The organism is Kineosporia babensis (genome assembly GCF_021129305.1).
GTDB classification, from domain to species: domain Bacteria; phylum Actinomycetota; class Actinomycetes; order Actinomycetales; family Kineosporiaceae; genus Kineosporia; species Kineosporia babensis.
The window spans coordinates 280,380-305,716 of sequence record NZ_JAJOMB010000006.1 but is presented as its reverse complement, the minus strand read 5'-3'; the positions used below and the strand labels follow the sequence as shown (position 1 = coordinate 305,716).

Below are 25,337 nucleotides of genomic sequence, written 5' to 3'. Positions count from 1 at the left end.
GATCACCCGAACAATCTGACGCTTTCACCCCACCACGAGCACAAAGCTGTCTACGATGCGTGAGACGTAAACCACCCACTCCGCCCGAAAGGGCAGGACGAGTCCTGGCCGTCGTCACGCACCGCCGCCGCACGGCAAAAGCCCGAATCCCCTCATTCGCCGGTATTGACCGGCGCCGGCAGGGGTATACCTGAGCCCGAAGTCAGCCCGCCGGAGAATGGATCAGCATGCCCGAAACCACGCGCACGGCATTCATCGCCGTGGTCGACATCGAAGCCTCGAGCGCCCGAACCGACTTCGTCAAGAGAATGCTGCGCCGATCATTGAAGGACATCCTTCTGGCCGCTCTCGGCGATTCCGGAATCGATCCGGGGAAGCAATTGATCGACATCATCGACCGGGGCGACGGGGCCGCCGTGCTGCTCGAGGCCACCACCACCCGGGACCAGCTCACCGCCCGGTTCGCACTCACCCTGCGGGAGCAGCTGCGGTTGCACGCGCTGGGGGCCTCGGCGGCGCACACGATCCGGCTGCGGCTGGCCCTGAACATCGGCGAGATCAGCCGGGACCAGCCGGGCCAGGGCTTCGACGGCTGGTCCGGGGACCCGATCGACGAGGCCTGCCGGATCGTCGACCTGCCGCTGCTACGAGCTCTTCTCACCGAGGTGCCCGAGGCCTACCTGGTCCTGGGGATCCCGGACGACTGGTACCACAAGCTCGAGAAGTCCGGCCGGTCCGATCTGCACAGCTTCCGGTCGGCGCCGTTCCAGGCCAAGGAGCGCAGCGGCACGGTGCACGTCCAGCTGCCCGGCCTGGAAACACCTTCCCTGCCGATGGATTCGGCCCTACCCGATCCGCCTCTTCCCACGCCGGCCGAGCCCGAGGCCGATCACCCGCCGACTCACGTCAGCGTCGGCAGAGATTACATAGCGCGGGACAAGAACACCACGATTCATTCCAGCGGTGCCAACGCGACCTTCCATGGCTGACAACGACTCCGAGAAGCCGGCACAACCCCAGCCCGCGCCGGCCAAAGAACCCGAGGCCCAGGCCCCGGCCGCCGCCGAGAAGCCGAAACCGGCCGAGAAGAACAGCTTCGACAAGGCCTTCAGCGAGGACAGCACCCACTCACCCGGACAGAAGACCGACAACGAACACCAGCGCCAGGAGGCCGGCCGGGCCTGGCACCGCTACGTCGGTAACGACTACGTCGGCCGGGACAAGAACGTCACGGTCATCACCGGCCGTCACGACACCAGGATCCGGCTCTACGAACTGTCGGACGACGAAAGAGAAGTCTCTGTTCTGGCTTTCGTCGGCAGTCCCGGCGCGACCCGGCTGAGCCAGGCCGTACAGGAGTTCCCGATCACGGTGGTCACCGGCCCGCTGGGCAGCGGGCGCACCGCCGCGGCCGTCCATGCGCTCAACCGGTCCGAGCCCGAGCAGATCCACAAACTCGACCCGGCCACCCGGCTCGGCGACCTGTCCGTCGGCGACCTGCCCGAGACCTGTGCCGCGCTGATCCTCAGCGAGGAACCGGGCGAGTCCCCGGCGGCCCCGATGCGCGCGTTCGACCTCGATGCGCTCGCCGTCCAGCTGCGCGACCGCAAGATCCGCCTGGTGATCACCGTCAGCAACCTGTCCCGGCTGCCCCAGTCCGGCCCGCTCGTCGGGCACGTCGACTTCGGGCCCGGCCCGCAGCGGATGGAGGTGCTCACCGCCGTCCTCAAACACCGGCTGGGGGCGGTGGGCCGAGACCGCTTGCCCGGCCTGCTGGCTCACCCCGACCTGGCCGGCATCGTCGCCGATCACCTCGGACCGCAGACCCGGCTGGCCACCGCGAGTGAGATCGCCGATCAGCTGGCCCGGTGCTCACCCGAGGCGCCCTCGCTGCGGGCCCTGCTCGAACCGTCCCTGAAGGGCCGAGGGGAGTCCGACGTCGCCGACTGGTTCGCCGAACTGCCCGATCTGCGTACCCGCTGCCTGGCCATCGCTCTGGCCGTGCTGCAGGGGCAGCCGCACGAGGTGATCGCCGACGCCGCCACCCGGCTGCTCGGCGAGCTCGACCCGTTCCGGTCGGACCGCGACCGCCGCGAGCGCCCGGCCGATCCGTTCGGCACCTCCCGGCGGCGGGAGATGCAGCAACTGGGTGCGGTGATCGAGCCGGCTCTGTTCTGGACCCGCTACGGCAAGGTCGACATCGAGGTGATCCGTTACGCCCAGGCGGATTTCGGTCCCCGCCTGTTCCTGCATGTGTGGACGGAGTACCGGGAGAGCCGGATCGCGCTGGTGCACTGGCTGGACCATCTCGGCGCGCGGGCGGCGGCCGGGATCCGTTCCCGGGCGGCTACCGCCGTCGGGGCCCTGACCGTGCAGGCCTTCGACCACATGTACGGCTTGCTGCTGCTGAACTGGGCCAAGTCGCAGCACGAACGGTTGCGTGATGCCGCCGCCACCGCCCTGACCTTCGCCGCCCGGGATGCCCAGATGCGCCCGGCCCTGCGGCTGATGACCGAGGAGTGGGAGCGGGCCGATGATCCGAACCTGCGCTGCACCGCCGCGCGCATCTACGCGCTGGGCGCCGTTCGGGACGAGGCGCCCGCGCTGATCGAGCGGGACGAGCTCTTGCCGGCCGCGCTGCTGCGGCTGGCCCGCGACGAGTCGTACGCGGTCCGCCGGGAGGTGGCCGACGGCCTGGCCACCCTGGTGGTGCACGACCCCCAGCTGTACTTCGGCGAGGTCGTGAACCAGATGTACCAGTGGGCCAACCTGCGCAAGGACGACATGGCCTGGACCGGCCGGTTCTTCTTCCTGCTGATCGCCTGGGACCTGGTGAGCGACGGGGACGGCCGGTGGCCGACGCTGCTGCAGCTGACCATCGCCGACAGCACCCGGCGCCATCAGATCGTCTGGCTCTGGTGGCACACCCTGAACTCCGACCTGAGTACCCGGGCCCGCAGCGTGCTGACCTACTGGGCCCGGTTGTGCGACGCAGATCCGCAGGCCCGACGGGAGATGCAGCGGATGCTGCAGCAGGTCGCGTTCGACCCCCGGACCCGGCAGATCCTGCGGGCCACCGCCCGCAGCTGGAACGGAACCGACGGCACGGCACCCCATCTGGGGGCCTGGGTGGAGAAGGAGATAGCGGCATGATGCACGAGCCCCCGCGGAGTCTGCCTCTGGTGCGCGAGGAATCGGTGAACGGCCTGGCTCTGGGCCCGGCGGTGCCCGGCCATACGGTGGTCTACGCGAGCGGCGACGGTTCTGTCGTGGCCGAGGGCCGCACCCCTTCGATGTCGGAGCGGCTGACCATCCGGCGCCGGTACCTGGTCGACGTGACGGTCAAGCGCTCCACGTTCTACTACCAGCTGGCCGCGCTGAGGAGTGCGTTCTTCTTCGGCGCCGAGGTGAACGTGAGCTGGTTCGTCGACCGGCCCGGCCTGGCCGTCTCGCAGAACCTCGGCGACGGCCAGCAGTTCCTGACCGAGCGGCTGCGATCGCTGATGTGGCCGTTGTCATCACAGTTCGAGGCGCACCAGGCGCACGAGGCGACGGCCGCGATCAACGCGCGGTTCGGGGCCCGCACCGGCCGGATGCCCGAGGGCATCACCATCCAGACCTGTTTCGTCATGCTGACGATCGATTCCCGCCTCGGTCAGCAGATGGTCGAGGACGAGATCGGCGCGCGCAAGGTGGAAGCGGTGAACCTGGCGATGAGGGGTGACCCCTCGGGCCTGGCCGTGCACATCGCCAACAACCCGGGCGACTCCCGGGCCGTGATCGACCTGGTGTCCAAGAACCGGCAGATCGACCGGGACACCCGGCTGGAGCTGCTGCGCCTGCTGCAGAGCAACAACGGTCTGCAGGATGTGGACCTGGCCGCCGTCCGCCAGCGTCTGCTCGGTGACCTGAGCGCTCTGTCGGCCGACGAGGGACCACCCCCGGCGCAGCTGAACGGTTCCTCCCGGCCGGGCCCGCCTCCGCCGCCGGAGGACGAGCCGTACGACCAGGACTACGCGTAGGAGGAAGGCATGACCGACACCGTGGCCGAGGAGCTCACCGGCCAGTCCCACCTGGAAGTGGCGCTGGCCGCGCTCAACCATTTTCAGCAGACCGTGCAGCAGGCCGACGGCAAAGCCAACATTCTCGCGGCGATCGAGGCCGGGGTGTTCAGCGTCCTGATCAGTCAGGGCGGCCAATTGAAGGACGTCGGGGGCGGCGGACGCGGAGTGCTCACCTGGATCTTCGGCGGGTTGCTGTTCCTTCTGGCCGCCGGTTCGGCGGTCTGTCTGGGGCAGGCGCTGCGGCCCCGGATGCCGCACGCGCGCACCGCCAACCGCTTCTCCTACCCGGGAGTGGCCGCGCTCGGCACACCCCCGACCCTGCACGATCCGCAGGTGCTGGCCGCCGAGGTCTGGGCGGTCTCCGAACTGATCGCCCGGATCGCGGTGACCAAGAACCGTTATCTGAACGCCGGTCTGGCCCTCTTCGGCCTGGCCGCACTCCCCGCCCTCGCTCTGGCCGTCCTGGCGTGGTGAGAACTGATGGCCGGGCTCAGCCCTCGGCGCGCCGGGCCAGCTCGTCCTCGTTGAGCACCACCACCCGCTTGTAGCCGGTCTCCACCACCTTCTGCCGGCGCAGCACGGTCAGGACCCGGTGCACGGTCGGCTCGGTGCAGCCGGAGAGCCCGGCCAGTTCCGGCTGGGTGAGCGCGACGTCGATCATCACTCCGCCGCGGACCGGCCGGCCGTGCGCCACCATCAGCTCCAGCAGGATCCGGGCCACCCGGACATCGCTGGGGCAGGTGGTGAACTCGACCTGCCGGCGCGTGGCCACCCGCAGCCGGCTCGCGATCACCCCGCTCACCGCCGCCGCGACCTCGGACATCTCGGCCAGCAGCTCGCGGAAGTCGAGCCGGCTGATCACCCGCACGTCCACCGGCCCGCTGGCCCGCACCGTGGCCACCCGCGGAGTGTCCTCCATGACCCCGAGCTCGCCGATCAGGTCCCCGCCGGCCCGGACCGCGACCAGCGCCTCCTTACCGGTCTGCATGGTCGCGACGATCTTGAACCAGCCGGACAGGACGATCAGCACGAAGGGCGACTCGGTGCCCTCGACGATCGCCTCCTGCCCGTCCTCGTAGTGCCGGGCATGCCCCCGGGACAGGATCGAGTTACGCATCTCCCCCGGCAGGCGCCCCAGAAAACTCTTCGCCGGCCAGATCGCCTCCTGCGACATGACCACGACCATACGCACCGGGGCAGCACCGTCCGAGCCCTGTTTGCCATCTGTGACCCGGACGTCACCGATCACCGCAAACGCTGATCCCGTCCGCCCCTCCTGTCGCTCCCGGAACCTTTAGCGGCGGAAGCTCCGGGCCAGCGGCAGCAGGTCGGTCAAGGCCGACCGCACGGCCGTGTCCTCACGCAGATCGGGGCCGAACACCTGGTCCACGGCCAGCAGCGAGTCCACCACGTCCCCGGACTTCACGGCCGAACTGAGGACGTCGGCGTGCGGGTCGTCGAGGGGAAGGTCGCCGTCGGTGGTGGTGGCCTCGACGTAGGCCATCCAGGCCGCCACCCCCAGCAGCGCTGACTCGGGCAGCCTTCCGCTCGCGCGGGCGTCCCGGATCGTGCCCAGCAGGCGCGGGCCGAGTTTCAGGCTGCCGTCCATGGCGACCTGCGTGGTGCGGTGCGGCAGGGCCGGATTACGGAACCGGTCCAGAACGACCTTGCCGTATCCCAGCACCTCCAGCCCGTCCTCGGCCAGGGTGGGCGCCACGTCCTGCTCGATCAGCCGCCAGGCGGCCTGCGCCAGCACCTCGTCGGACGCGGCCTGGGCGATGGTCTGGTGGCCGGCCAGCGCCCCGAGATAGGCCAGCAACGAGTGCGCGCCGTTCAGGACCCGCAGTTTTCGCCGCTCGTAAGGTGCCACGTCCGCAACGATCTCGGCACCGGCGTTCTCCCAGGCAGGCCGCCCGGCGGCAAAGTCGTCCTGGATCACCCACTGCCGGAACGGTTCCGCGACCACCAGCGCAGCATCGTGCGCACCGAGCTGGGCGGCGGCCTGTTCCCGGTCGGCGTCGGTGGTGGCCGGGACGATCCGGTCGACCATCGAACTGGGGAAGCTCACGTTCCGCAGCACCCAGTCGGCCAGATCACCCGGGCTGTGGGCCAGGACCAGGTCGCGCAGCACCTCGCCGTTGCCGTTGAGGTTGTCGCACGAGAGCACGCTCAGCGGTGCGCCGGAACCCGCCTGCCGGGCGGCCAGGCCGGCGATCAGCCGGTCCAGAGCCCCGCCCGGGCCCAGCCGGTAGCCCTTCTCGGTGATCGTCAGCGTCACGACCTTGACCTCGGGATCGGCCAGCCGGGCGGTGAGCCGCTCGGGTTCCGCGCTGCCGTCCACCACGTCCCGCACCACGTCGACGACGTCGAGGCGCTGCTCGTCGGCGCCCCGGGTCAGCACCGAGTACAGGCCGTCCTGCGGGCGCAACTGCTCGGCAACCGTGGCCGAGCGCTGCGTCACTCCGCAGATGCCCCACTCCCCCGCTCCGGCCTGCTGGGTGTAGACGGCCTGATGGGCGCGGTGGAAGGCACCGATGCCCAGGTGCACGATCTGCACCGGGACGTCCGGGCCGAAAGATCTCTGGGCGCCGGTCAAAGTCTCCGAGGAAAGGCGTTTCACAGTACGGCTCCGATCTGCCAGGGCACGATCTCTTCCTGCCCCGCGCCGAGTTCCTCGCTGCGGGTGAGTTCTCCGGAGGCAACCTCGAGCACCCGGTCGTAGATCTGGCGGCCGATCGCGGCCACGTCGATGCCCTCCTCGACGATGCCCGAGCAGTCGATGTCGATGTCGTCGGCCATCGACCGGGCCAGCTGACGATTGGTGGCAAGTTTCAGGGTGGGCGCCGGACGGCTTCCCAGAACCGAACCGCGGCCGGTCGTGAAACACAGGACGTTCGCCCCGCCGGCGACCATCCCGGTCACCGAAACCGGGTCGTAGCCGGGGGTGTCCATGAACGTCAGGCCAGGCGTCGGCACCGGTTGCGCGTACCCGACCACCGCCGACAGCGGGCTGTGACCGGCCTTGGCCACCGCGCCCAGCGACTTCTCCAGGATGGTGGTGATGCCCCCGGCCTTGTTGCCCGGGGACGGGTTTCCGTCCAAAGAGGTGCCGAGCGAGGCGGTGTACTCGCGCCACCACTCGATCCGGTCCCGCACCTCCTGGGCCACCTGCCCGGACAGCGCCCGGCGCATCAGCAGCACCTCCGCGCCGTAGATCTCCGGGGTCTCGCCCAGGATGCTGCTGCCCCCGGCCGCCACCAACAGGTCGCTGGCCACCCCGAGCGCCGGGTTGGCGGTCAGCCCGGACCAGCCGTCCGAACCTCCGCACTGCAGGCCCAGAATCAGCTGATCGACCCCGGCCTCACGCCGTTCCTGACCGGCCAGGGACTCAGCCATCTCCCGGACCACCTCGACACCCTTCGCCACCGCGGCCTTGGTGCCCCCGGCGTCCTGAATCGTGTATGAGACGAGGGGAACCTCCGGTGACAGATCCAGATCGGCCAGCACCCCCGTCATCTCATTGATCTCGCAGCCGAGCCCGACCACCACCAGCCCGCCGATGTTGGGGTGCCGGGCGTACCCGGTCAGGGTGCGGCGCAGGATGTCCCAGCCCGGGCCGCTGTTCGCCATTCCACAACCGGTGCCGTGGGTGAGGGCGACCACCCCGTCCACTCGTCCGCCGGTCTCTTCCCGCACCGCGTCGTCGGTGCGCCGGGCGATCGCCTTGGCCACCCCGGCCGAGCAGTTCACCGTGGTGAGCACCGCAATGCTGTTACGGGTACCGACCCGGCCGTCGGCCCGGTGATACCCCATGAAGGTGCGGCGCAGATCCGCCGGCAACTCCAGGACCGAACCGTGCCCGATCGCCGTGGAGGCCGAGGCCCCGCCGTCGACGAAGGCCAGATTCTGGGTGTGCAGATGCTCGCCCGCCCGCACCGCCCGGGTGGTCACCCCGATCACCTGACCGTACTTGCGCACCTCGGCGGCGGCCGGCAGATCCCGCAGCACGGCCTTGTGACCGGCCGGAATCTCCTCCAGCGCAACCAGTCCGGGGCTCAGCGCATCACCGGCAGCCACAGCGCGACGCACGATCGCAACATCGTCGTCGGCGGCCAGGCGCAGCAGAAGGCTCATGATTCATCCAATCCGAGGGACGGGCCGGTCGATCCGCGCACCCGCAGAGCGGTCGGGACCTGGATCTGGCGGACCCGGGGTTCGGGTTCACCGAGGTGTCGCAGCAGCAGATCGACCGCGGCCGACCCGGCCCGGGCCAGCGGCATGGCCACGGTGGTCAGCGAGGGCCGGATCATCCCGGCCATCGGGATGTCGTCGAAGCCGGCCACACTGATCCGGCCCGGCACCTCGATCGACCGCTCGGCCAGGGCCTGGCTCAGGCCGATCGCCACCAGGTCGTTGTACGCGACCACGGCGGTGACCGGCGCTCGCAGCACCAGCTCCAGGGCTGACGTGCCACCCTCGAAGGTCGGCGCCACCTGGCCCAGTTCGTGCAGGAGAAGTCCCGCCGTAGCACAGGCGGTGCGCACCCCCCGCAGCCGCTGGGCCCCCGACCAGCTGCCCGCCGGACCACCGACGAACCCGATCCGGCGGTGCCCCAGACCGGCCAGGTGCCGGATCAGCGCGCTCGTACCCTCACCGTTCTCGAAGGTCACCGAGGAGACCCGGGCCAGCGCCCGGTTGACCAGCACCGTGGGCGTGGCCTCGGTGGCCTCGCGCAGCGTGGCCGGGCGCATCCGGGGCGAGCACAGCAGCAGCCCGTCCACCTGCTTGGCCAGCTGCCGGATCAGCTCCGGCTCGAGCGCGACGTCCTCGTCGGTGTCCACCACGAACACCTGGTAGTCCGACTCCAGCGCGCGGGCCTGGATCGCCTTGACCAGGCCGGGGAAGAACGGGTTGGCCAGGTCCGGCACCAGCAGCCCGAGGTTGCCGGTGCGGCCGGTGATCAGGCCGCGGGCCGCCCGGTTGGGCCGGTAGCCGAGCTCGGCGGCCAGGGTGAGGATGCGCTCGCGGGTGCGCTCGTCCACCTTCTCCGGCACGGTCAGCGCCCGGGAGACCGTGGAGGGCGAGACCCCCGCAGCCAGCGCCACATCGCGCAGCGTCACCGCCATCGCCTCACCTCCTCCCGGCATCATGCCGCACCTGGCCCACTCTGCAAAGGTTTGCAGGATCGGAACGAGGCTTGACAGAAGCGTTTCAGATGCAAAGGTTTGCACATGCCGACAACGCTGACGTTGCATCCCGACCGCGCGCTGCCCACCGATCCGGCCGTGCGGGAGCTGGCCCGCCGGATCTACGCGCAGACCTCGGGGCTGCCGATCGTCTCGATGCACGGCCACGTCGAGGCCCAGGCCCTGGCCGACGACTCACCGTTCGGCGATCCGGCCGCGCTGCTGGTCACCCCCGATCACTACGTCACCCGGATGCTCTACTCGCAGGGCGTCTCGCCCCAGGCGCTGGGCGTCGGGCAGCCCGCGGCCGGGCCGCGCGAGATCTGGCGCACCTTCTGCCGGCACTGGCACCTGTTCCGCGGCACTCCCTCGCGCTACTGGCTGGAGCACGAGCTCGTGGAGGTCTTCGGGGTCAGCACCGTTCCCTCGGCCGAGACCGCCGACGAGCTGTACGAGCAGATCTCGGCGGTCCTGAGCCGCCCGTCGTTCCGGCCCCGGGCCCTGCTCGACCGCTTCGACATCGAGCTCCTGGCCACCACCGACCCGGCCACCGCGCAGCTGGAACACCACGCCAAACTGGCGGCCGACGGCTACGGGCAGCGGGTGATCCCGACGTTCCGTCCCGACGCCCTCACCCATCTGAGCCGCCCCTCCTGGGCCACGGACGTCGCCACCTTGAGCCAGGTCTCCGGTATCGACACCGGCGACTACACCGGCTACCTGGCCGCCCTCCGTCAGCGCCGGGCCGCGTTCATCGAGGCCGGCGCGCTGGCCACCGACCATGGCCACTACCTCGCCGACACCACCCCGCTGAGCCAGCCGCAAGCGTCCTCCATCTACCAGGACGCTCTGACCGGGAAGGTGAGCGAGACAGCCGCCGCCGCGTTCGCCGGCCACATGCTGCACGTGATGGCCCGGATGTCCACCGAGGACGGCCTGGTCATGCAACTGCACCCGGGCGTCCTGCGCGACCACCACAGCACCTCGGCCGCCGCCTTCGGCCCGGACCGCGGCTGGGACATCCCGGTGGGCATCGAATTCACCCGCGGACTGAGGCCGTTGCTCGAGGAGTTCGGGATGGATCCACGCCTGCGGCTGATCCTGTTCACCATCGACGAGACCAGCTACAGCCGGGAGCTCGCCCCGCTGGCCGGCGTGTACTCGTCCGTGCGTCTAGGCGCCCCCTGGTGGTTCCTGGACAGCCCCCACGCGATGCGCCGATTCCGCGAGAGCGCCACCGAGACAGCCGGTTTCTACAACACCTCCGGCTTCGTGGACGACACCCGCGCCTACGCCTCCATCCCGGCCCGGCACGACCTGTCCCGCCGGATCGACGCCGGCTACCTCGCCGCCCTGGTCGCCGAGCACCGGCTGACCGAGGACGAAGCCGCCGAGACGGCCGTCGATCTCGCCTACAACCTGCCCAAGATCGCCTACGCACGCAGCTGAATCAGGAGTCTCCGGTGAGCAGCCCGATCGACCAGAACCCCACCGCCCCGCCGGCCAAGGCCGGCCCCAGCGCCTCCCCCAGCGTGATTCCCGAGTTCGCGCCGGTGCCCGAGGGCCGCCCGCGCCGCCGCTACTCCGTTGTCGGAACCGGCCACCGCGCCGGCATGTACATCGACGCGCTGCGCGGCGAGCACGCCGACGTCGGCGAGATCGTGGCCTGGTGCGACCCGAACCCGGGGCGCATCGACTACTACGACGGCTCACTGGGCCTGCCCCGTTACGCCCCCAAGGACCTTGAGCTGATGGTCAAGGAGAACCGGGTGGACGTCGTCATCGTCACCTCCCCCGACGTGCACCACGCCGAACTGGTGGACCGGGCGCTGCGGGCCGGCGCCGACGCGGTGGTGGAGAAGCCGCTGACCACCACGGCCGAGGGCTGCCGGCTGATCACCGATGCGGTCGCCGAGACCGGCCGCGACGTGGTGATGACGTTCAACTACCGCTATGCACCGCGCAATTCGAGCCTGCGCGAGGTGATCACGTCCGGCCGGATCGGGCAGGTCACCAGCGTGCACTTCGAGTGGGTGCTGGACACCATGCACGGCGCCGACTACTTCCGCCGCTGGCACCGCGACAAGGCCAACTCCGGCGGCCTGCTGATCCACAAGTCCAGTCACCACTTCGATCTGGTCAACTGGTGGCTGGGAGACTCCCCCGCAAGGGTTTTCGCGTTGGGCGGACTGAAGTTCTACGGCGCCGAGGCCGCCGCCCAGCGCGGTCTGGGTGAGCGCCCGGAGCGCGGCACCGGAGTAGCCGGCGACCCGTTCGCCCTGGACCTGCGCCAGGACCCCCGCCTCAAGGCCCTCTACCTCGACTCCGAGCACTACGACGGCTACCGGCGCGACCAGGATCCGTTCGCCCCCGGCGTCACCATCGAGGACAACATGTCGCTGCTGGTGGAGTACGCGGGCGGCGCCACCATGACGTACTCGCTCAACGCCCACTCCCCCTGGGAGGGCTACCGGGTCACGGTCAACGGCACCGAGGGGCGGGCCGAACTCGACGTGGTCGAGCGCGGTTTCATCGACCTGGACGAGCAGGGTCAGGTGGTCCTCGACCCCTCGGCCACCCACGCCGATTCCACGGACGACCAGCGCCCGCAACGCGATCGTCTTCTGGTGCAGCGGCATTGGGGCCGGGCCCAGGAGTACCCGATTCCCGCCGGCATCGGCGGGCACGGCGGCGGTGACGCCATTCTGCTGAAAGACGTCTTCCGCCGCGACCTTCGCCTCGGCGACGACCCCCTGAGTCGGGCCGCCGGATACCTGGACGGGGTGCGGGCGGTGGCGGTGGGGATCGCCGCCAACCGCTCGCTGGTCAGCCGGATGCCGGTGGACGTGGCGGACCTCGGTCTGGGAGTGGACCTGACCTGATCAGAACCCGGGCACCCGGGCTCCGGAACGGACGAACACCGGCATGGTGTCCAGGGTGGTGGTGATCTCGGCGGTGGTGCCCCCGCGGTACTTCTTGCCGGTGAACCCGTCGATCCAGGTGCTGCCCGGCGGGAACCAGACCGAGGTGGTGGCGCTGGTTCCCGGGCTGGTGGCGGGAGCGACGAGAAGGTCCGGCCCGTAGAGGTACTGGGATCCAGCCGTGGCGTACGCCTCCTGCTCCTTCGGGTACGCGAGGTACAGCGGACGCGTGATCGGGGTGCCGGTACGGGTGGCCTCCTGCGCCGCCTTGTAGGTGTAGGGCAGCAGAGTGCGGCGCAGCTTCAGGAACTTCTTGGCCGATGCCTCCGCGGCGGGGCCGTACTGCCAGGGCAGCCGGTCGCTGTGGTTGGAGTGCAGCCGGTCGATCGGCTGGAAGGTGCCCAGCTGCACCCAGCGGGCGTACAGGTCGTCCGGCAGTTTCGTGCTGCCGGGCTCGGACCCGGGCTCCTGCAGTCCTCCGGTGTGCCCACCGATGTCGTGACTGACGGCCGCCAGCCCGGTGGCCGCGCCCTCGGCCGGGGCATGACCCACCTGGGCCTGCAACGACGCCCAGGTGGAGATGGTGTCGCCGGTGAAGTGCAGCGTGGTGCGCTTGTCGGCCCACGGTCCGGTCGGCACCGGCGCGGGGTTGCCGTACCCACCGGCCTGCAGCGAGCCGTAGGCCCGGCTGAACGCGAAACCGTTGCGCTCGGCGTACTGCTGGTTGATCCAGGCGTCCGGGGTCACGCCCGGCAGCGTGGAACGGGAGGCGTCGCAGCACCAGTCCAGCCACCAGAAGTCGACGCCGTAGCTCTCCATCTCATCGTGCAGGTTCAGGTAGGCCGCGAGCTGGTCCGGATCGCCCCAGTCGAAGGTGTAGCAGTCCGGGCCGCCGTTGCAGCCACTACGGGACAGCTTGCCCTTGGCCCGTTCCTGCGCGGCCGGGAACAGCGGGTCGTTGCCCATGATGCTGGGATGGATGTTCAGGGTGGTGTGCAGGCCCTGCTGCTTGGCCCAGTCGAAGAAGCCCTTGGGGTCGGGGAACTTCGTGGTGTCGATCGACCAGCCGTTCCACAGGTCCGGCGTCTTGTAGTCGGTGTCCACCACCAGCACGTCCAGTGGCACGCCCTCGGCCTTGAAGCGGGGCACGATCACGTCCTGGAAGTCGGCGGCCGTGCGGTCGTAGTACTCGGCGTACCAGACTCCGTAGGCCCACTTGGGCAGCAGCAGCGTGGGCCCGGTGAGCCGGGACAGGTCGCTGAGGGCGGTGTCGTAGTCCTGCCCGTAGCCGAAGACGTAACCGTCCTGGTAGCCGCCGCTGACCGCCGCGCGCTGAGTGACCTTCTTCGTCTTCGGCTGCCAAAGCGCCGATGCCGTGTCGTCGAGCAGCGACCAGCCGTCCTGGAACAGCAGGCCCGGCGTCGTCCGGGCCACCCCGTCGACGCCGTCCAGGCCGCGCCGGTAGCCGCCCAGCGGGGCGTGCGGGGCCAGCAGCGGCGTCTTGGCCTTGGTGAAGGCGACGGTGTCGAGGTTGACGTGGCAGCTGGCTTCGGTCGGGCAGCCGAGCTTCACCTGGTTCGTCCCGGCGGCCAGCCGGACCGGCGCCGCCACGGTGCGCCAGTAGTCCCATCCACTGGTCGGCTTCAGATCAATGATGGACGTCGGCCCGCCCCCGGCCTGCACGCTCAGCTCGCGTGACTGGACGGGTTGCGAACCGGCCTTGCCGTTGGCGTAACGCACCTGGATCCAGTACGAGCCGGCCTTGGGCACGTCGGTCACGGTCAGGGTGCCCACGGCGCCGATCTTCTCCAGCCCGGCCACGAAACTTCCTGCTGAGGCGCCGTTGTGGTCGTCTGCCGATTTCGCGCCGCCGGCGAGTTCACCGCGCTCGGCCTCACAGACGTCTCCGAATGAGCAGGGCTGTGGTTCTGGCACTGACGGCGACGGGTAGGCCGCCCCGGTCGGCTGCACCGCGAGACTGTCGATGTTCAGGTTCCCCGACTCGGCCGGTCCCCGAACAATCTTCACCTCGTGCTGGCCGGCCGGAAGCTCGAGCGGCACGTTGACCACCGACCAGGTGCTCCACGAGCCGGTGGGCGGCAGCGTGAACTGACGGCCCGCGTCCCCGTCCACCACCGCGCGCAAGGTCCGCTCGGTGCTCTGCCCGTCGCCGCCCTGCGCATTCGCGTACCGCACGGCCAACTGGAACGTCCCGGCCGACGGCGCCGCCACCGAGAACCGCAGAGCATTGCCGGAGCCTTCGTATCCGGCCACGAAACCACCCCCGGTGTAGCCGGAATGGTTCGTCGCCAGGGCCAGCCCGTCCAGGTCCAGCTTCTCGGCCTCGCACAGCTTGCCGAAGTCGCAGGCCACCACGCCCTGCCCGGCCCACGGAGCAGCCTCTACCGACTGCGGCCCGGCCTTCAGGCTGATCTGCAGGTTGTCGTCGGCGAAGCGGCCGGAACCGATCTTGTAGCGCAGCAGGAGCTTTCCGGTGTCGATGCTCAGCCAGCCCTTGGACGTGCGGGTGGTGAAGCGGGGTGGGCCGAACGAGTCACGGCCCACCACGTTGAACGTTCCGGCGTCCACGAACTTCTGGTCGCCGGCGTACTCGGTCCGGATCAGGGTGGGCGAGAGCACCTGGAAGCGAGCCGGGCCGGAGACCACCTGCGACCGCCCGGCCGGGGCCGGTCCCGCAGCCTGTGCCGAGGGCACCAGAGCCACCGTCGACAGCACCACCGCCAGGGCGATGACCAGCACTTTCCTCAGCGTTCGGGAACCGGGCATCGTTGCCCACCTTTCGCTCGCCGATGACGTCGCAGTGGCGCCCGCCATTCTTACCCGGTGCGGCAACGATGTCGATAGGTGTACAAAAATCACATATCGGACAGGTGTTAGAGAGGCGGCCGGACGATCAGGACCGACAGGTCGTCGTCCTCGATCTCGCTCTCGTCCCGGTACTTGGCCAGCGTCGCCGACAGTTGCTCCGTTTCGGTCGTGGCCAGCCAGCGCCAGATCGAGGGCGGACCGGCGGACGCCCAGCGGGCCACCGCGTCGGTGGCCAGAATCAGGACGTCGCCGGGGGCCGCAGTACCGGCGAGCCGGGCCAGGCGCGGAGGCCGACCGGTCGTCCACAGCTCGGGAGCAGCCGGAAACCGGTCTCCCCAGGCGATCGGGAAAGCCTCTGGCAACAGGTTGTTCTCAGCGCGGAGAACGTACAGACAGGAATCGCCCACCGCTGTCGCCTGCCAGCCCACCCCGTCCGCCATGGCTAGACCGACCAGAGTCGCGGCGCTGCCCTGCTCGGCCGCCCGGCGAGTACGAGGAGTACGCAGGGTCAGGCCGGCCCGCCAGGACGCCACCGCCTGCTCGTGCCAGCCGGCCTCCGGATCGTTGATGAAGTGCCGCACCAGTGTCCGCGCCCAGGTCCGGGCCGAGAAGGCCGACCCTGCGCCGTCGCTGAGCACGAACCGGCCGCGAACCTCGTCGAAACCGCCGGCATCTTCCCCATCGGGCGATGAACCGTGTCGCCGGGGAAGGGAAATCAGCTCAGCGATCGGGAACGTCACAGCGCACCGACCGGCGTTCCCCACATGAAGAAGTGCAGCAGCGCCGCGGCACCACCGTTGAACACGAACCCGCGAGCGCCGGGCTGCAGCGGAAAGCGCGAGGTCTCGACCAGCTGGGGTGGGATCTCGCTGGACATGTCGAACAGCGCGGCGGCGTACTTGTCCTCCAGAACCGGTGTGGTGGCCGGGTACTCGACGCGCTGCGCCTGGCTGCTGGACAGGTGCAGGTTGAACAGCAGGGCGTTTCCGTCGCTGGTGCCGAGCCGGCGCAGGGCGGCGGCGGGCTCGTGCGGATCGGCGGTGTTGGCCATGCCGTCGGTCACGTTGAGGACGACCGGCGGGAACGAGTCCGGGTGCTTCTGGATCCAGCCCCGGATCATCTGGTGTGCCCGCTGCAGCGCCTCGGCCATCGGGGTGTGCCCGTCGAACATCGGCTTGATCCAGTGCATCCCGGTGTCGAACTCGTCCTGGGCCGTTGCGCTGGGCAGGGCGAACCGGTCGAGTTCGGAGGTGGAGACGAAGCCGGGCGGGAACATCGAGACGATTCCCTGGCCGCCGTAGCCCAGCACCGCCACGTCGCACCAGGGTTTGACCTGGTCGTCGTCCTTGACGCAGCGCTGCACGAGTTCGTCCAGCAGGCCGTCGGCCGCCGAGGCCACCGCCTGGGCACGGGTGATTCCGGTGTGCCCGGCGATGTCCTCGGCCATCGAGGCGGACTGGTCGATCAGGACGACGACGCAGCCGGGGTAGCGGGTGCTCATCCTTCGGGTGTAGGTCACGGTGCTCCTTGAGGTTCGGCGCTGCGGCGGGCCAGCGGAACGGTCACTGCGCACAGGACGAAGGCGGCTATCGCCACCCAGTAGGCCAGTGGGGCGATCCGGTCCCACGGGTCGGCCAGTTCCCGCCATTCCCAGTGGTCTTCCGTGACCACCAGACGGGTCGCGAGGACGGTGGTCATCGCGATCAGCCAGGCCAGGCTGCGCCGGACCAGAGCGGCGAGGGCGAACAGCATCAGCACGGCGCCCACCACCGCGCTGACCCCGATCACCTGGGCTACGGGGTGTACGCCGGAGGGGTAGCCCAGCGGGGTGTGCCATCCGCCGTGGACGACGTCGGCTCCTTGGTCGAGCAGGAGCCCTTCGGCCAGCAGAATGCTTACTGCCCCGGCCAGATACAGCCGGGTGACGCTGCGCTCGGCCGGACGCTGCGGGGCGTGTTTCCAGACCAGGAAGAAACTTGCGAGCGCGATCAGGTAGCAGACCGCTGCCCCGGCGTAGAACTCTTCTCCCTGGGCGATCTCGTCCGGATCCAGCAGCGGCAGCACGACGGCGAACCAGCCCACGCTCATCACGACGAGGGCGAAGGCGGCCCCACCTGCCAGCGCGGCCAGCACCGGCCGGGCGCGTGGCCAGATCAGGATTCCGGCCAGGCTGACGATCCAGAGTCCGTCGGCGGTGGCTCGCACGACGCCCGGCGCTCCGGGTGCGAGGTCCTCGGAGGCGTACTGCTGCAGGTCGAGGCCGATGGCCAGGACGAGGAGCAGGATCAGATGGGTGGGGCGGGCGATGGCCGCTGGGGGCGGGGATTCGACGGGTGGGCTTTTGACTTGAGGACGTTCGGGCTGGGTCTTCGGAACCGGTTGCGGTGGTGCGGGTGGTGGGGTGGCGTTCACCGTGACGGGCGGTTGCTCGACCGGTTTGACGGTGCTGATCAGCAGCGGGAGTTTCTGGGCCGAGGCCCGGCACAACTCGGCCAGCCGGGCTGCTCGTTCCCGGACCGTCCGGTCGGGCGAGTCGGACAGTTCCCGCCACAGCCGGGTGGTTCCGGGGGCCTGCAGGTCCTCGGCGGTGAAGATCAGATTGTGGTCGTCGTGGTACCTCTCCCACAGGTGCGGCTGCGCGGCCAGGGCAAGCAGCGACAGGTCGATCACGTGGCTGCTGAAGCGGTCGCCGCCGGGCCCCCACTGGGCCACGGAGGCCTGCGGATGACGGTAGTTCGGATGCCCGGCCTCGGCCGGGGGCGGCACCCGGGCCAGCGCCGGCGTCCACAGGCTGTCCGGATCGACCAAGTACAGGCCGGACCCGTCCACGGCCGGATCGACCAGGACGTTGCCGTGCTGCAGGTCGCCGTGGACGATGCCGGAACTGTCCAGACGCCGGATCAGGTCCACCCAGCGGGCCTCGATGATGCGCAGTTGCTGCGGCTGGTCCAGGCGTTGCTGGATCGCGGTGTCCAGGCTGACCCCGCTGCGCCAGGGCCCGAGCAGGACCGGGGTGGGCTCGTTCTCGACCGTCATGCCCTGCGGCAGGTACTCCCAGACCGTCAGTTCCGGTACCTGCCGGGCCTGATGGCTGTGCTTCAGCCGGGCCTGGATCCGGTAGCGGTCCTGGTGCGCGTCGCTGGGCCGGAAGAAGCAGCGCAGGGCGTACTGCGTCCCGTCCGGTACTTTCAGCCGGTAGACGACGGCGTGCTGTCCCAGGCGCTGGACCGGCTGGTTGCGGGTTCCGCGCACGGGGCGGGCGGTGCGCAGCCGGGCATCGGTGAAGGCTCCGGCCGGGTCTTTCAGGGCGGCCAGATACTGGTGCGCGCTCAGTCGCCGGTGTTCATCCGGCAACGAGAACCCGCCCTGGATAGGTTTTCTCGCCGATCCTGGCCCACATCCGCAGGCAGGCGTAGACGGTGCCGCGCGGGCCGCTGACCAGGGCGTCGTTGTCGGTCTGGTCCTTGATGCTCTGGTACGGCCCGGACAGCACGGTCAGCTGGGCGCCGCTCACGTGCCGGGAGAACTCGTAGACCTCGTCCTGGACCCGCCGGTGCCAGGCCGACCACCAGCTGTCGTCCGGCGGGGTGAAGTTATGCCGCACCGAGCTCAGAGCCTCGGCCACGCGGAGCATGCCCAGCAGCTTCGCCTGGGGTTCGGTCTGGGCCGCGTACTCGTACAGGCGGGCCATCAGATCGGCCCGTAGAGCGGCCAGGTCGGCCGGACGGGCCGGGTTTCGGGCGGATGACGTCGGTGACGACGGCAGGTGGTCGCGCAGGTCCGGATCGAGCGGGGCGAGGGCGAGGAGCTGGGCGCCGGCCACGGCCAGGCGGTGGTCCGGGCCGTAGTCTCCGGGCCGTAGCTGCAAGGTGTCGGCGATGTCGCCGGGGATCGCAGCGTCAGGAGACAACCGCAGCCCGGGCGCGCCTTCCGGCTGCGCCGCCACGATCGCCAGACGCTCGTCCAGGCTGGGGATGTCGGTCCAGGGTCCGGAGGAGGGGATGTCGGCGCGCAGACGTTCGGCCTCGGCTGCTGACTGGCGCAGGGCCAGCACACCGGGCGGGACGCTCGGGACAGGTTGAATCGGCTGGGTCGGCAGCGGTGGTGGTGGGTCGAACGGCTGGCCTACGGGGCTCTCTGCGGGTTCCGGGGGTGGCCCGACCCTTACCCTGTTGCCCGAGGGCAACCCGAGCAGTTTCGCCAGTTCCCGCTGCACTGTGTCCAGGGCGTCCCGGCTCGGATGAGCAGGCGGCAAAGCCTCTTCGGCGAGGGCGGCGCGCAGCCCGACCAGATGGCTGCGCACCACCACGCCCACCCGCAGGTCCTGCTGGAACAGCAGATCTCTCAGGGCCTCCTCCAGCGACAACCCGGACGTGCTCATTGCAGACCGTTGAACGGGTCGGAGGACTCGTCCTCGCCGCCCCGGGCACTCATCGGGGTGGAGAAGACCGCGCCGGGGTTGTCGTCCATCTCGCGAAGACTGGAGGCCTTCAGGTAGCGCGGCTTCCCGGGATGCACCCGCAACTGCCCGGCCTCGTCCAGGCTGGCGTACCAGCCGGTGGCCCCGTTCAGTACGGCGACCGCGGGTGAGGCGACCCGCTCGTCCACTCGTTCGCCGGGCTGCCCTGGCTCACGGTCCGCGAGCGAGGTCAGGAAGAACTGCCAGCCCTCGGAGCCGGCCCTGGGCAGCGGCTGCGAGCTCACCAGACCCCGCCGCAGCGGCGACTTGGGGTTCTCGGACTCGGCGAACACGTGAGTCCAGGTCAGCTCGCCGTCACCGGGGAACACCACCCGCCCGAGACGGTCGTCGGCGTTCCCGATCCGCACCCTCAGGCGCCGGGCCAGATCCAGCAGGTTCGTGGGTTTCTCGGCCGTCAGCGGTGTGGCCGGCCCGTCGACCACCTGGGCCGGCCCGCTCAGCGCCGGGTTGTCGCCGACGTTCCACAGGTGCAGGGTGAGTTCGAGGTGCGGGTTGATCTCCACTCTGGACTGGATCCGGGCCAGCCAGAGGTCATCGGACTCTTTGGCATCGGGCGAAGGAATGGCCGGCTCGTATCCTTCGTTCCGGGCCGTCTGTGCAGGGTCGAAGGATCCCCACAACATCGGGTCGTCCCCGTCGATCTTCCGGTGGATGTTCAGGACCCGGGGCACGCTTTTGAGCGGGTACTCCAGGCGGCGCCGGTCACCGGACTCCACCTCGAACTCCTGGTTCGCCTGGAAAACCGTTTCGTAGGAACTGCTGCGGGTCACGGTGAAGGTGGCCGGCAGAGTCTGGAACACATTGTCGACCTCGACCCGGATCTCCAGGTTCCCGGCCCGGGCCACGTCCTCGGCGTTCTCCGGACGGCGGCTGAGCAACCGCATCCGCTCGGCCCAGACTGCCCCGATCGAGGTGGCGCTCTTGGCTCCGCGCTGGTCCACCTGCAGCGCGGTCGGGTCCCACTCGATGAGGCCGTGCCGGGCCGCACTCTCGGCGAAGACCTCGCCGAACACCTCGCGGACCAGGTCCAGGCTGCTGGCCCGGCCGGTCAACACCAGCCGGTCGATCCGCTGCGGACTGCCCTCGAACCGCCCGTTCACCAGCGCGGCGGCCAGATTCGCCAGCTTCTTCAGCAGTACGCCGGCGACCTCGGCGAAGGTGGTGGCACCCAGCGGCTCCGTCCGCAGCCGGCCGACGTCGGCGGTAAGCGTCTGGCCGGTCAGAAACCCTATCAGCGAGGCCAGTTCAGGCTGCGGCACGGTGTAGTCACGGCCGTTCCCCAGAGGACCGATCTTGGCTGCCTCGGCCAGTCGCCAGAGTTGGTTGAAGGCCGAGCGGCGCCTCTGGGCCGCAGGCTCCTCGGACGCGTCGCGCCACCGGGTCGGCACCACCTGCTCGACCACGGCACGATGCGCAGGCCCGGTGATGGAACCTTTCTTCCAGAGGTTGTCCTTCAGATGTGTGAACTCGGCCTCGATCAGGGAGCCCGGCCGGTAGCGGCTGCTCTGGTCGTCCCACCACTCGCCAATCTTGGACAGCTGCTTCATCCGCTCGTCCAGCCAGTGCCCGGCGTCGGTGGCCTCCTGCGGGTAGCTGCGCAGCAGAGCATCCGCGACGGTGGCCTTAAGCAGGTGGAAGACGCACAACGTCAGGTAGTCCCCGCCCCGGTTGGCCCAGCCGTTGCTGCCGCGCAGCTCGGGGCTGATCCGGTAGTACCGGCCGCTGCGGTGCGGCGGCACATCGGCCAGGTGCGGGGTGGCGTCCTGGAGGTTCATCGTGAAAAGGGCGATGTCGGTGGTGCCGCCGCCGATGTCCACCACCAGCAGGTTCTCGGTCCGGACGCCCGGGTTCTCGGTGGGGCGCATCCGGGCCCACAACGCCTCGATCCCGAGCTCCCGATCGCTGCCGATGTCGCGCATCAGGAAGTAGAACCCGGCCGCGATCGCCTCGTCGTAGCGGATGTTCACCTCGTTCACCCCGGCGGCGGAGGCGACGAGCTGCTGCAGCCGGCGCCGGGCCGCGCCGGGCATCGCGGTGGGGTAGGTGCACACCACCCGGTTCAGCCGGTGATGGTCCAGCCCCTCGGTACCCAGGATGAACTCGTTGGTCCGGCCGATCAGCCAGCCGATCGCCTCGGCGATGACCTCGTCTGTGGCCAGGCCGAGCTCGGCTACCTCGCGGGCCTCGTCCCGGCCGAAGTGCCGTTTCAGGCTGGGCAGCACCACCTTCTCGCCGTCCGGGTCGTCGATCGGCTGCCCGACCTGCTCCACCTTCTTGCTGGTGCGGCTGACGCTGACCGTGGCCGGCACCTGCGGTTCGTCCTTGACCCCGAACGGGACCAGCCACAGCTGCCAGTGTTCCGGCGCCGGGGCGGCCAAGGTCTGGGCGTACATCCGGTGCAGCGACTCGGTCAGCCAGGCCCGCAGAGACGGGCGGGCGGTGTACTGGCTCTGGCTCTCCAGTGCCTTCAACGTCTCCTGGAGCAGGTTGCTGTTGCTGGTGGTGCCGCGGCTCAGGGCAGCGACCAGGGACTGCAGATCGCCACCGGACGGCTGAACCGTGGCCGCCACCCGCTGCGTGAGCTGTTCCCACGCCCCGTTCAGGGTCAGCGGGCCCTTCGCGCTCAGCAGGGCGATCGTCTCGTCCCGCAGCAGTTGGGCCTGGCTTTCCGGGAGCACCGGCTGCCGGGCGTGCTGCTCGTCCCACAAGGTGACCGTGCAGGCCGTGGTTCCGAAGTCGATCGCAGCGATGCCGTGGTGCACCTCGGTGGAGGGCCGAGCAGTGCCGACGGACGGGTCCGGTACCGATTCCGGCTCCGAGGCTGCGGTTTCGTTCTGGGTTGCGGTTGTGGCCTCGGCGGGTTCAGGAGTGGCCGGTTTCCCCGCTGCGCCACCCGGTCCCCAGGCGACCCGCACGGTGCGCCGGGCCGGTGGGGTCATCTCCGGACGCAGCCAGTTGCCCGCGATGTCCTGCTCCCGGTAACTGACCACGATGCTCAGCTCGACCGGCCCGGGCCCGGCCACCGCCGTCCAGGTGGCCGGGATCCTGAGCACCGGGTTGATCGCCCGGTCCGAGGCCTGCCACGACTCGGCCAGGGCGGTCGCCGTCGCCGATTCTCCGGCGCCGGTCACCGCCAGGTGGTCCAGGTAGGCGGCCCGGCCGTCGGTGGTGGTCAGGGTCAGGTCGGGCAGGCACACTCGGCCCGCGATCATCGGAAGCTGCAGACCCTGCTGCGGGTCCGAACCGGCCGACAGGTTCGGGGAACTGAAACCGATCTCCAGCGCCATGGCTCAGACCTTCTTCCGGGGCTGCGGCTTGATCGGGTCGTCGCGGTGCGGCTCGGGCGAGGTGGCCTCGGCCTGGATCTTGCTCGGGTAGGCGGTGTCGACCACCCGTTTCTGAAGGTCAGTCAGCTCGAACCAGGCGTTCTGGTGTCCGTCGAGCAGTCGGCGCACTCTGCTCACCAGTTCCTTGAGCCGACCCGCCAGAGCCCGGTGACCGGCCCGGACCGCCGCAGCCGCCAGTTCGTTGCGCACTCGGATGATCTGCATCTGATGCAGTCGCTGCTGGTCGCCGGTCCGCTCGTCAGCCCAGGGAAGGCCACGGCCGAGCCGCAGGGGAAAAAGCTCGTCCGCAGTCCGGGCCGGCTCCGGCGCCGCGGTTTCCCGGGGCTCAGGGGCCTCGGCCGGGTCCAGGAGCCACTCGGTCTGGACCGCATCGCCCAGCCAGTCCCGTACCGGCTGATGACGCTCATCCAGCACCGGACCGATCGCCTCGAAGACGTCGATGAGATCGTCCAGCTGATCGGCCATTTCCCGTTCCCGGACCGCGGCCCAGCGAGCCACCATCCGGTCGGCCACCTCGACCCCGACCAGGTGAGCCCGTTCCACCGACTCACGGAAGGCGGGCAGCAGCGCGTCCGTCGTACGGGGCATCCCCGACCCGCCACCCCGCAACTCCTGGCTGTGCACGCTGTCCCACAAGCGTCCCCACGCAGTCCAGCCGAAGACGTCCTCCAGTACCCGGCGGTTGACCTCCTCAGGACCACTACGCCCGCCGGAGAGGGTGAAGGTCTGGGTGAAGACATCCACGTTGCAGCGCTCGAGCGTCACATTCAGGCTGATCTTGGCGTCGATGAACTGCTGTTCCAGCCTGTGCCGGGCTTGCGTCTCGCTGTCCTCGACGCTCGCGTCCCACTCCCGCAACGGAATCATCGCCGTCGCACATAACTGTTCCAGCTCGTCGTGCAGACGGCGCACCCGAGCACTCTTGCGCGCCACCCCCACCCGCACCGTCTGTGTGCTGAGCAACCCGCGCAACCGGGCCAGTCCGCCGTCGGCCGCGTAGTCGGTCAGCGCCGTGGCCAGAGTTCCGTGGGCCGGCTGCATCCGGGAGGCCAGCTCTCGCCACCGGCCGGCCTGCTCCGCAATCTCCTGTTTCCATTCCGCCTCGGTCTTTCCCGCAGGCAGCGGCACCGGCGGCCGGTCCTGGGTCCGCCCCAGCGCCCAGGCCGCCACCACCGAGGTGATCGCTGTCTCCGCAGCGGCCGCCGGAGTGTCCGTCCCCAGCGAGGTGGCCGTCTGCCAGACCGCCCGCAAGGTGGCGTAGGCCGGATCGGCGAGCAGGTCGGCCTCGGTGATCGGGCCCGTCCCGGACTGCAGCGCGCTCTGGCCGACCTCGGCCAGATTGAACCGGTTGATCACGACCAGCCCACGCTCACCTCCGGCGGCGACGAACTCCCGCAGCAACTGCTGCACGTCGTCCGCGTCCGGGCGCATCGGATCGCACATCACGACCAGCGCGTCCAGGACCGGCATCTCGTTGATCAGCAGCAGGTCGTCGCGGACCTTGGCCGACGTACCGCCCCGGCCCGGGGTGTCCAGCAACACCACGTCGTCACCGATCCGGGTGCGCTCCAAGGGCCAGAACCGTTCCGGCACCTGCACTCCCACAACCACCCGCTCGACCAGACGGCTGCTGCGACGCAGGATGTCGGGATCGAATCCGGTGGTCGGGATCCGGGCCGGCGGGGGCAGCATCCAGTTCGGTGGGCCGTTGTCCAGCTCGATGGTCACCAGATTCCGCCGCACCGTGGCCCATTCCAGGTCCAGCGGCTCGCGATCCGGCAGCCAGTCGAAGCTGATCGCAGCGTCCCGCAGGGCCAGGAACTCGCGGACCCGGGTCTCGACCAGGCCGGTGGGCCAGAGGATTTCCCGACACCAGTCGGTCAGCGCGGGCCAGGAAGCCCGGTCGGACGGGGCCGGACGTCCCGACTCGGCGGCCAGGCCGGACACCAGCCGGTCGCGGTACTCCTCGACCTGCCGCCGGCTCAGGAAGCGGACCTCGGCCCGCTCGTCCACGAGCACGTCGGGGCCGGGGCGCGGGTGGATCTCGGTGATCACGGCGGTGGTGGCCGGGGCGCTGGCCGGCAGCAGGTCGCCCAGACCCAGCAGAGCGCCCAGCAATACGGACTTACCGGTGCTGAACCCGCCCGCGAACCCCACCCGCACCGGAGCCAGCGCGGCCTGTTCGAGGAGTTCGAGGTGCCGCCCGATGTCAGCGACGAGGCGAGGGTCGAGGAGTTGATGGGCGGGATGGCCGAGCACCCGGCCGGCCCACTGGGCGGCGGAGTCTCGCAGGCGGACGAGATCTTGCTGAGCGCTCATGTCGCTCCCGGTTGATGGAACCCGACCTACCGGACGCGAGCATTAAAACAGTCCTAAAGCCGCCGCATGCAGCTTTGTGCAATTCATCGGCCAATGGGGCAGCCGCTCCCGGCGATACCCCGCGATGACGACACCAAATGATCAGATAGGGCCGCTGGCCAGGGGGAAATCACCTAATCGCCGGCGAGCGC

17 protein-coding genes are annotated in these 25,337 nt (G+C 70.0%); 6 read left to right on the top strand and 11 right to left on the bottom strand.

Translation table 11 applies throughout. From position 1 onward, the window contains the following. The first annotated feature begins 227 nt into the window (after positions 1-227). The 4 genes from LR394_RS14150 to LR394_RS14135 are packed head-to-tail and all read left to right on the top strand — an operon-like array spanning position 228 to position 4,538. Positions 228-989: a hypothetical protein gene (locus tag LR394_RS14150; protein ID WP_231441874.1), complete on the top strand. Its 762-nt coding sequence runs from the start codon at positions 228-230 to the stop codon at positions 987-989. Next, on the top strand, positions 982-3,153 hold the full coding sequence (locus LR394_RS14145) for a hypothetical protein (protein ID WP_231441872.1): 2,172 nt from the start codon (positions 982-984) through the stop codon (positions 3,151-3,153). The genes LR394_RS14150 and LR394_RS14145 overlap by 8 nt, the downstream gene beginning before the upstream one ends. Then, positions 3,153-4,022: a hypothetical protein gene (locus LR394_RS14140; RefSeq protein ID WP_231441870.1), complete on the top strand. Its 870-nt coding sequence runs from the start codon at positions 3,153-3,155 to the stop codon at positions 4,020-4,022. Before LR394_RS14145 ends, LR394_RS14140 begins: the two co-directional genes overlap by 1 nt. Before the next feature lie 9 nt (positions 4,023-4,031). After that, a complete protein-coding gene (locus LR394_RS14135) occupies positions 4,032-4,538 on the top strand; it encodes a hypothetical protein (protein ID WP_231441868.1) in 507 nt (168 codons plus the stop codon). A gap of 16 nt (positions 4,539-4,554) precedes the next feature. Here LR394_RS14135 and LR394_RS14130 read toward each other — a convergent pair whose 3' ends face one another. The 4 genes from LR394_RS14130 to LR394_RS14115 all read right to left on the bottom strand — a co-directional run bounded on the left by LR394_RS14130 (position 4,555) and on the right by LR394_RS14115 (position 9,211). Beyond that, on the bottom strand, positions 4,555-5,238 hold the full coding sequence (locus tag LR394_RS14130) for a Crp/Fnr family transcriptional regulator (RefSeq protein WP_231441866.1): 684 nt from the start codon (positions 5,236-5,238) through the stop codon (positions 4,555-4,557). Between the two features lie 120 nt (positions 5,239-5,358). Continuing rightward, complete coding sequence (locus LR394_RS14125; RefSeq protein ID WP_231441863.1) at positions 5,359-6,684, bottom strand: mannitol dehydrogenase family protein; 1,326 nt, start codon at positions 6,682-6,684, stop codon at positions 5,359-5,361. Then, the gene (locus LR394_RS14120; protein WP_231441861.1) at positions 6,681-8,198 is read right to left on the bottom strand and encodes a UxaA family hydrolase; all 1,518 of its coding nucleotides are present in this window, start codon (positions 8,196-8,198) and stop codon (positions 6,681-6,683) included. The genes LR394_RS14125 and LR394_RS14120 overlap by 4 nt, the downstream gene beginning before the upstream one ends. Then, on the bottom strand, positions 8,195-9,211 hold the full coding sequence (locus LR394_RS14115) for a LacI family DNA-binding transcriptional regulator (protein WP_231441860.1): 1,017 nt from the start codon (positions 9,209-9,211) through the stop codon (positions 8,195-8,197). The genes LR394_RS14120 and LR394_RS14115 overlap by 4 nt, the downstream gene beginning before the upstream one ends. A gap of 84 nt (positions 9,212-9,295) precedes the next feature. Here LR394_RS14115 and uxaC point away from each other — a divergent pair, with 84 nt between their 5' ends. Both uxaC and LR394_RS14105 read left to right on the top strand, forming a co-directional pair. Further along, complete coding sequence (gene uxaC / locus LR394_RS14110; protein WP_231441858.1) at positions 9,296-10,699, top strand: glucuronate isomerase; 1,404 nt, start codon at positions 9,296-9,298, stop codon at positions 10,697-10,699. Positions 10,700-10,713: 14 nt separating this feature from the next. Further along, positions 10,714-12,132, top strand: coding sequence for a Gfo/Idh/MocA family protein (locus LR394_RS14105; protein ID WP_231441856.1), 1,419 nt, complete (start codon positions 10,714-10,716; stop codon positions 12,130-12,132). Here LR394_RS14105 and LR394_RS14100 read toward each other — a convergent pair whose 3' ends face one another. From LR394_RS14100 to LR394_RS14070, 7 genes are all read right to left on the bottom strand, one after another. Next, a complete protein-coding gene (locus LR394_RS14100) occupies positions 12,133-14,958 on the bottom strand; it encodes a TIM-barrel domain-containing protein (RefSeq protein ID WP_231441854.1) in 2,826 nt (941 codons plus the stop codon). 107 nt (positions 14,959-15,065) lie between these two features. After that, positions 15,066-15,740 (bottom strand): protein phosphatase 2C domain-containing protein, encoded by a 675-nt coding sequence (locus tag LR394_RS14095; RefSeq protein ID WP_231441851.1) that lies wholly within the window; start codon positions 15,738-15,740, stop codon positions 15,066-15,068. Beyond that, on the bottom strand, positions 15,737-16,519 hold the full coding sequence (locus LR394_RS14090) for a vWA domain-containing protein (protein ID WP_231441849.1): 783 nt from the start codon (positions 16,517-16,519) through the stop codon (positions 15,737-15,739). Before LR394_RS14090 ends, LR394_RS14095 begins: the two co-directional genes overlap by 4 nt. Then, the gene (locus LR394_RS14085) at positions 16,516-18,354 is read right to left on the bottom strand and encodes a protein kinase family protein (RefSeq protein ID WP_231441847.1); all 1,839 of its coding nucleotides are present in this window, start codon (positions 18,352-18,354) and stop codon (positions 16,516-16,518) included. Before LR394_RS14085 ends, LR394_RS14090 begins: the two co-directional genes overlap by 4 nt. Further along, complete coding sequence (locus tag LR394_RS14080) at positions 18,344-19,381, bottom strand: hypothetical protein (protein WP_231441845.1); 1,038 nt, start codon at positions 19,379-19,381, stop codon at positions 18,344-18,346. Before LR394_RS14080 ends, LR394_RS14085 begins: the two co-directional genes overlap by 11 nt. Further along, a complete protein-coding gene (locus tag LR394_RS14075) occupies positions 19,378-22,767 on the bottom strand; it encodes a hypothetical protein (protein WP_231441843.1) in 3,390 nt (1,129 codons plus the stop codon). Before LR394_RS14075 ends, LR394_RS14080 begins: the two co-directional genes overlap by 4 nt. A 3-nt stretch (positions 22,768-22,770) precedes the next feature. Further along, positions 22,771-25,146 carry a hypothetical protein gene (locus LR394_RS14070; protein ID WP_231441841.1) on the bottom strand — a complete coding sequence of 792 codons (2,376 nt, stop codon included), beginning with the start codon at positions 25,144-25,146 and terminating at the stop codon, positions 22,771-22,773. Positions 25,147-25,337 lie beyond the last annotated feature (191 nt).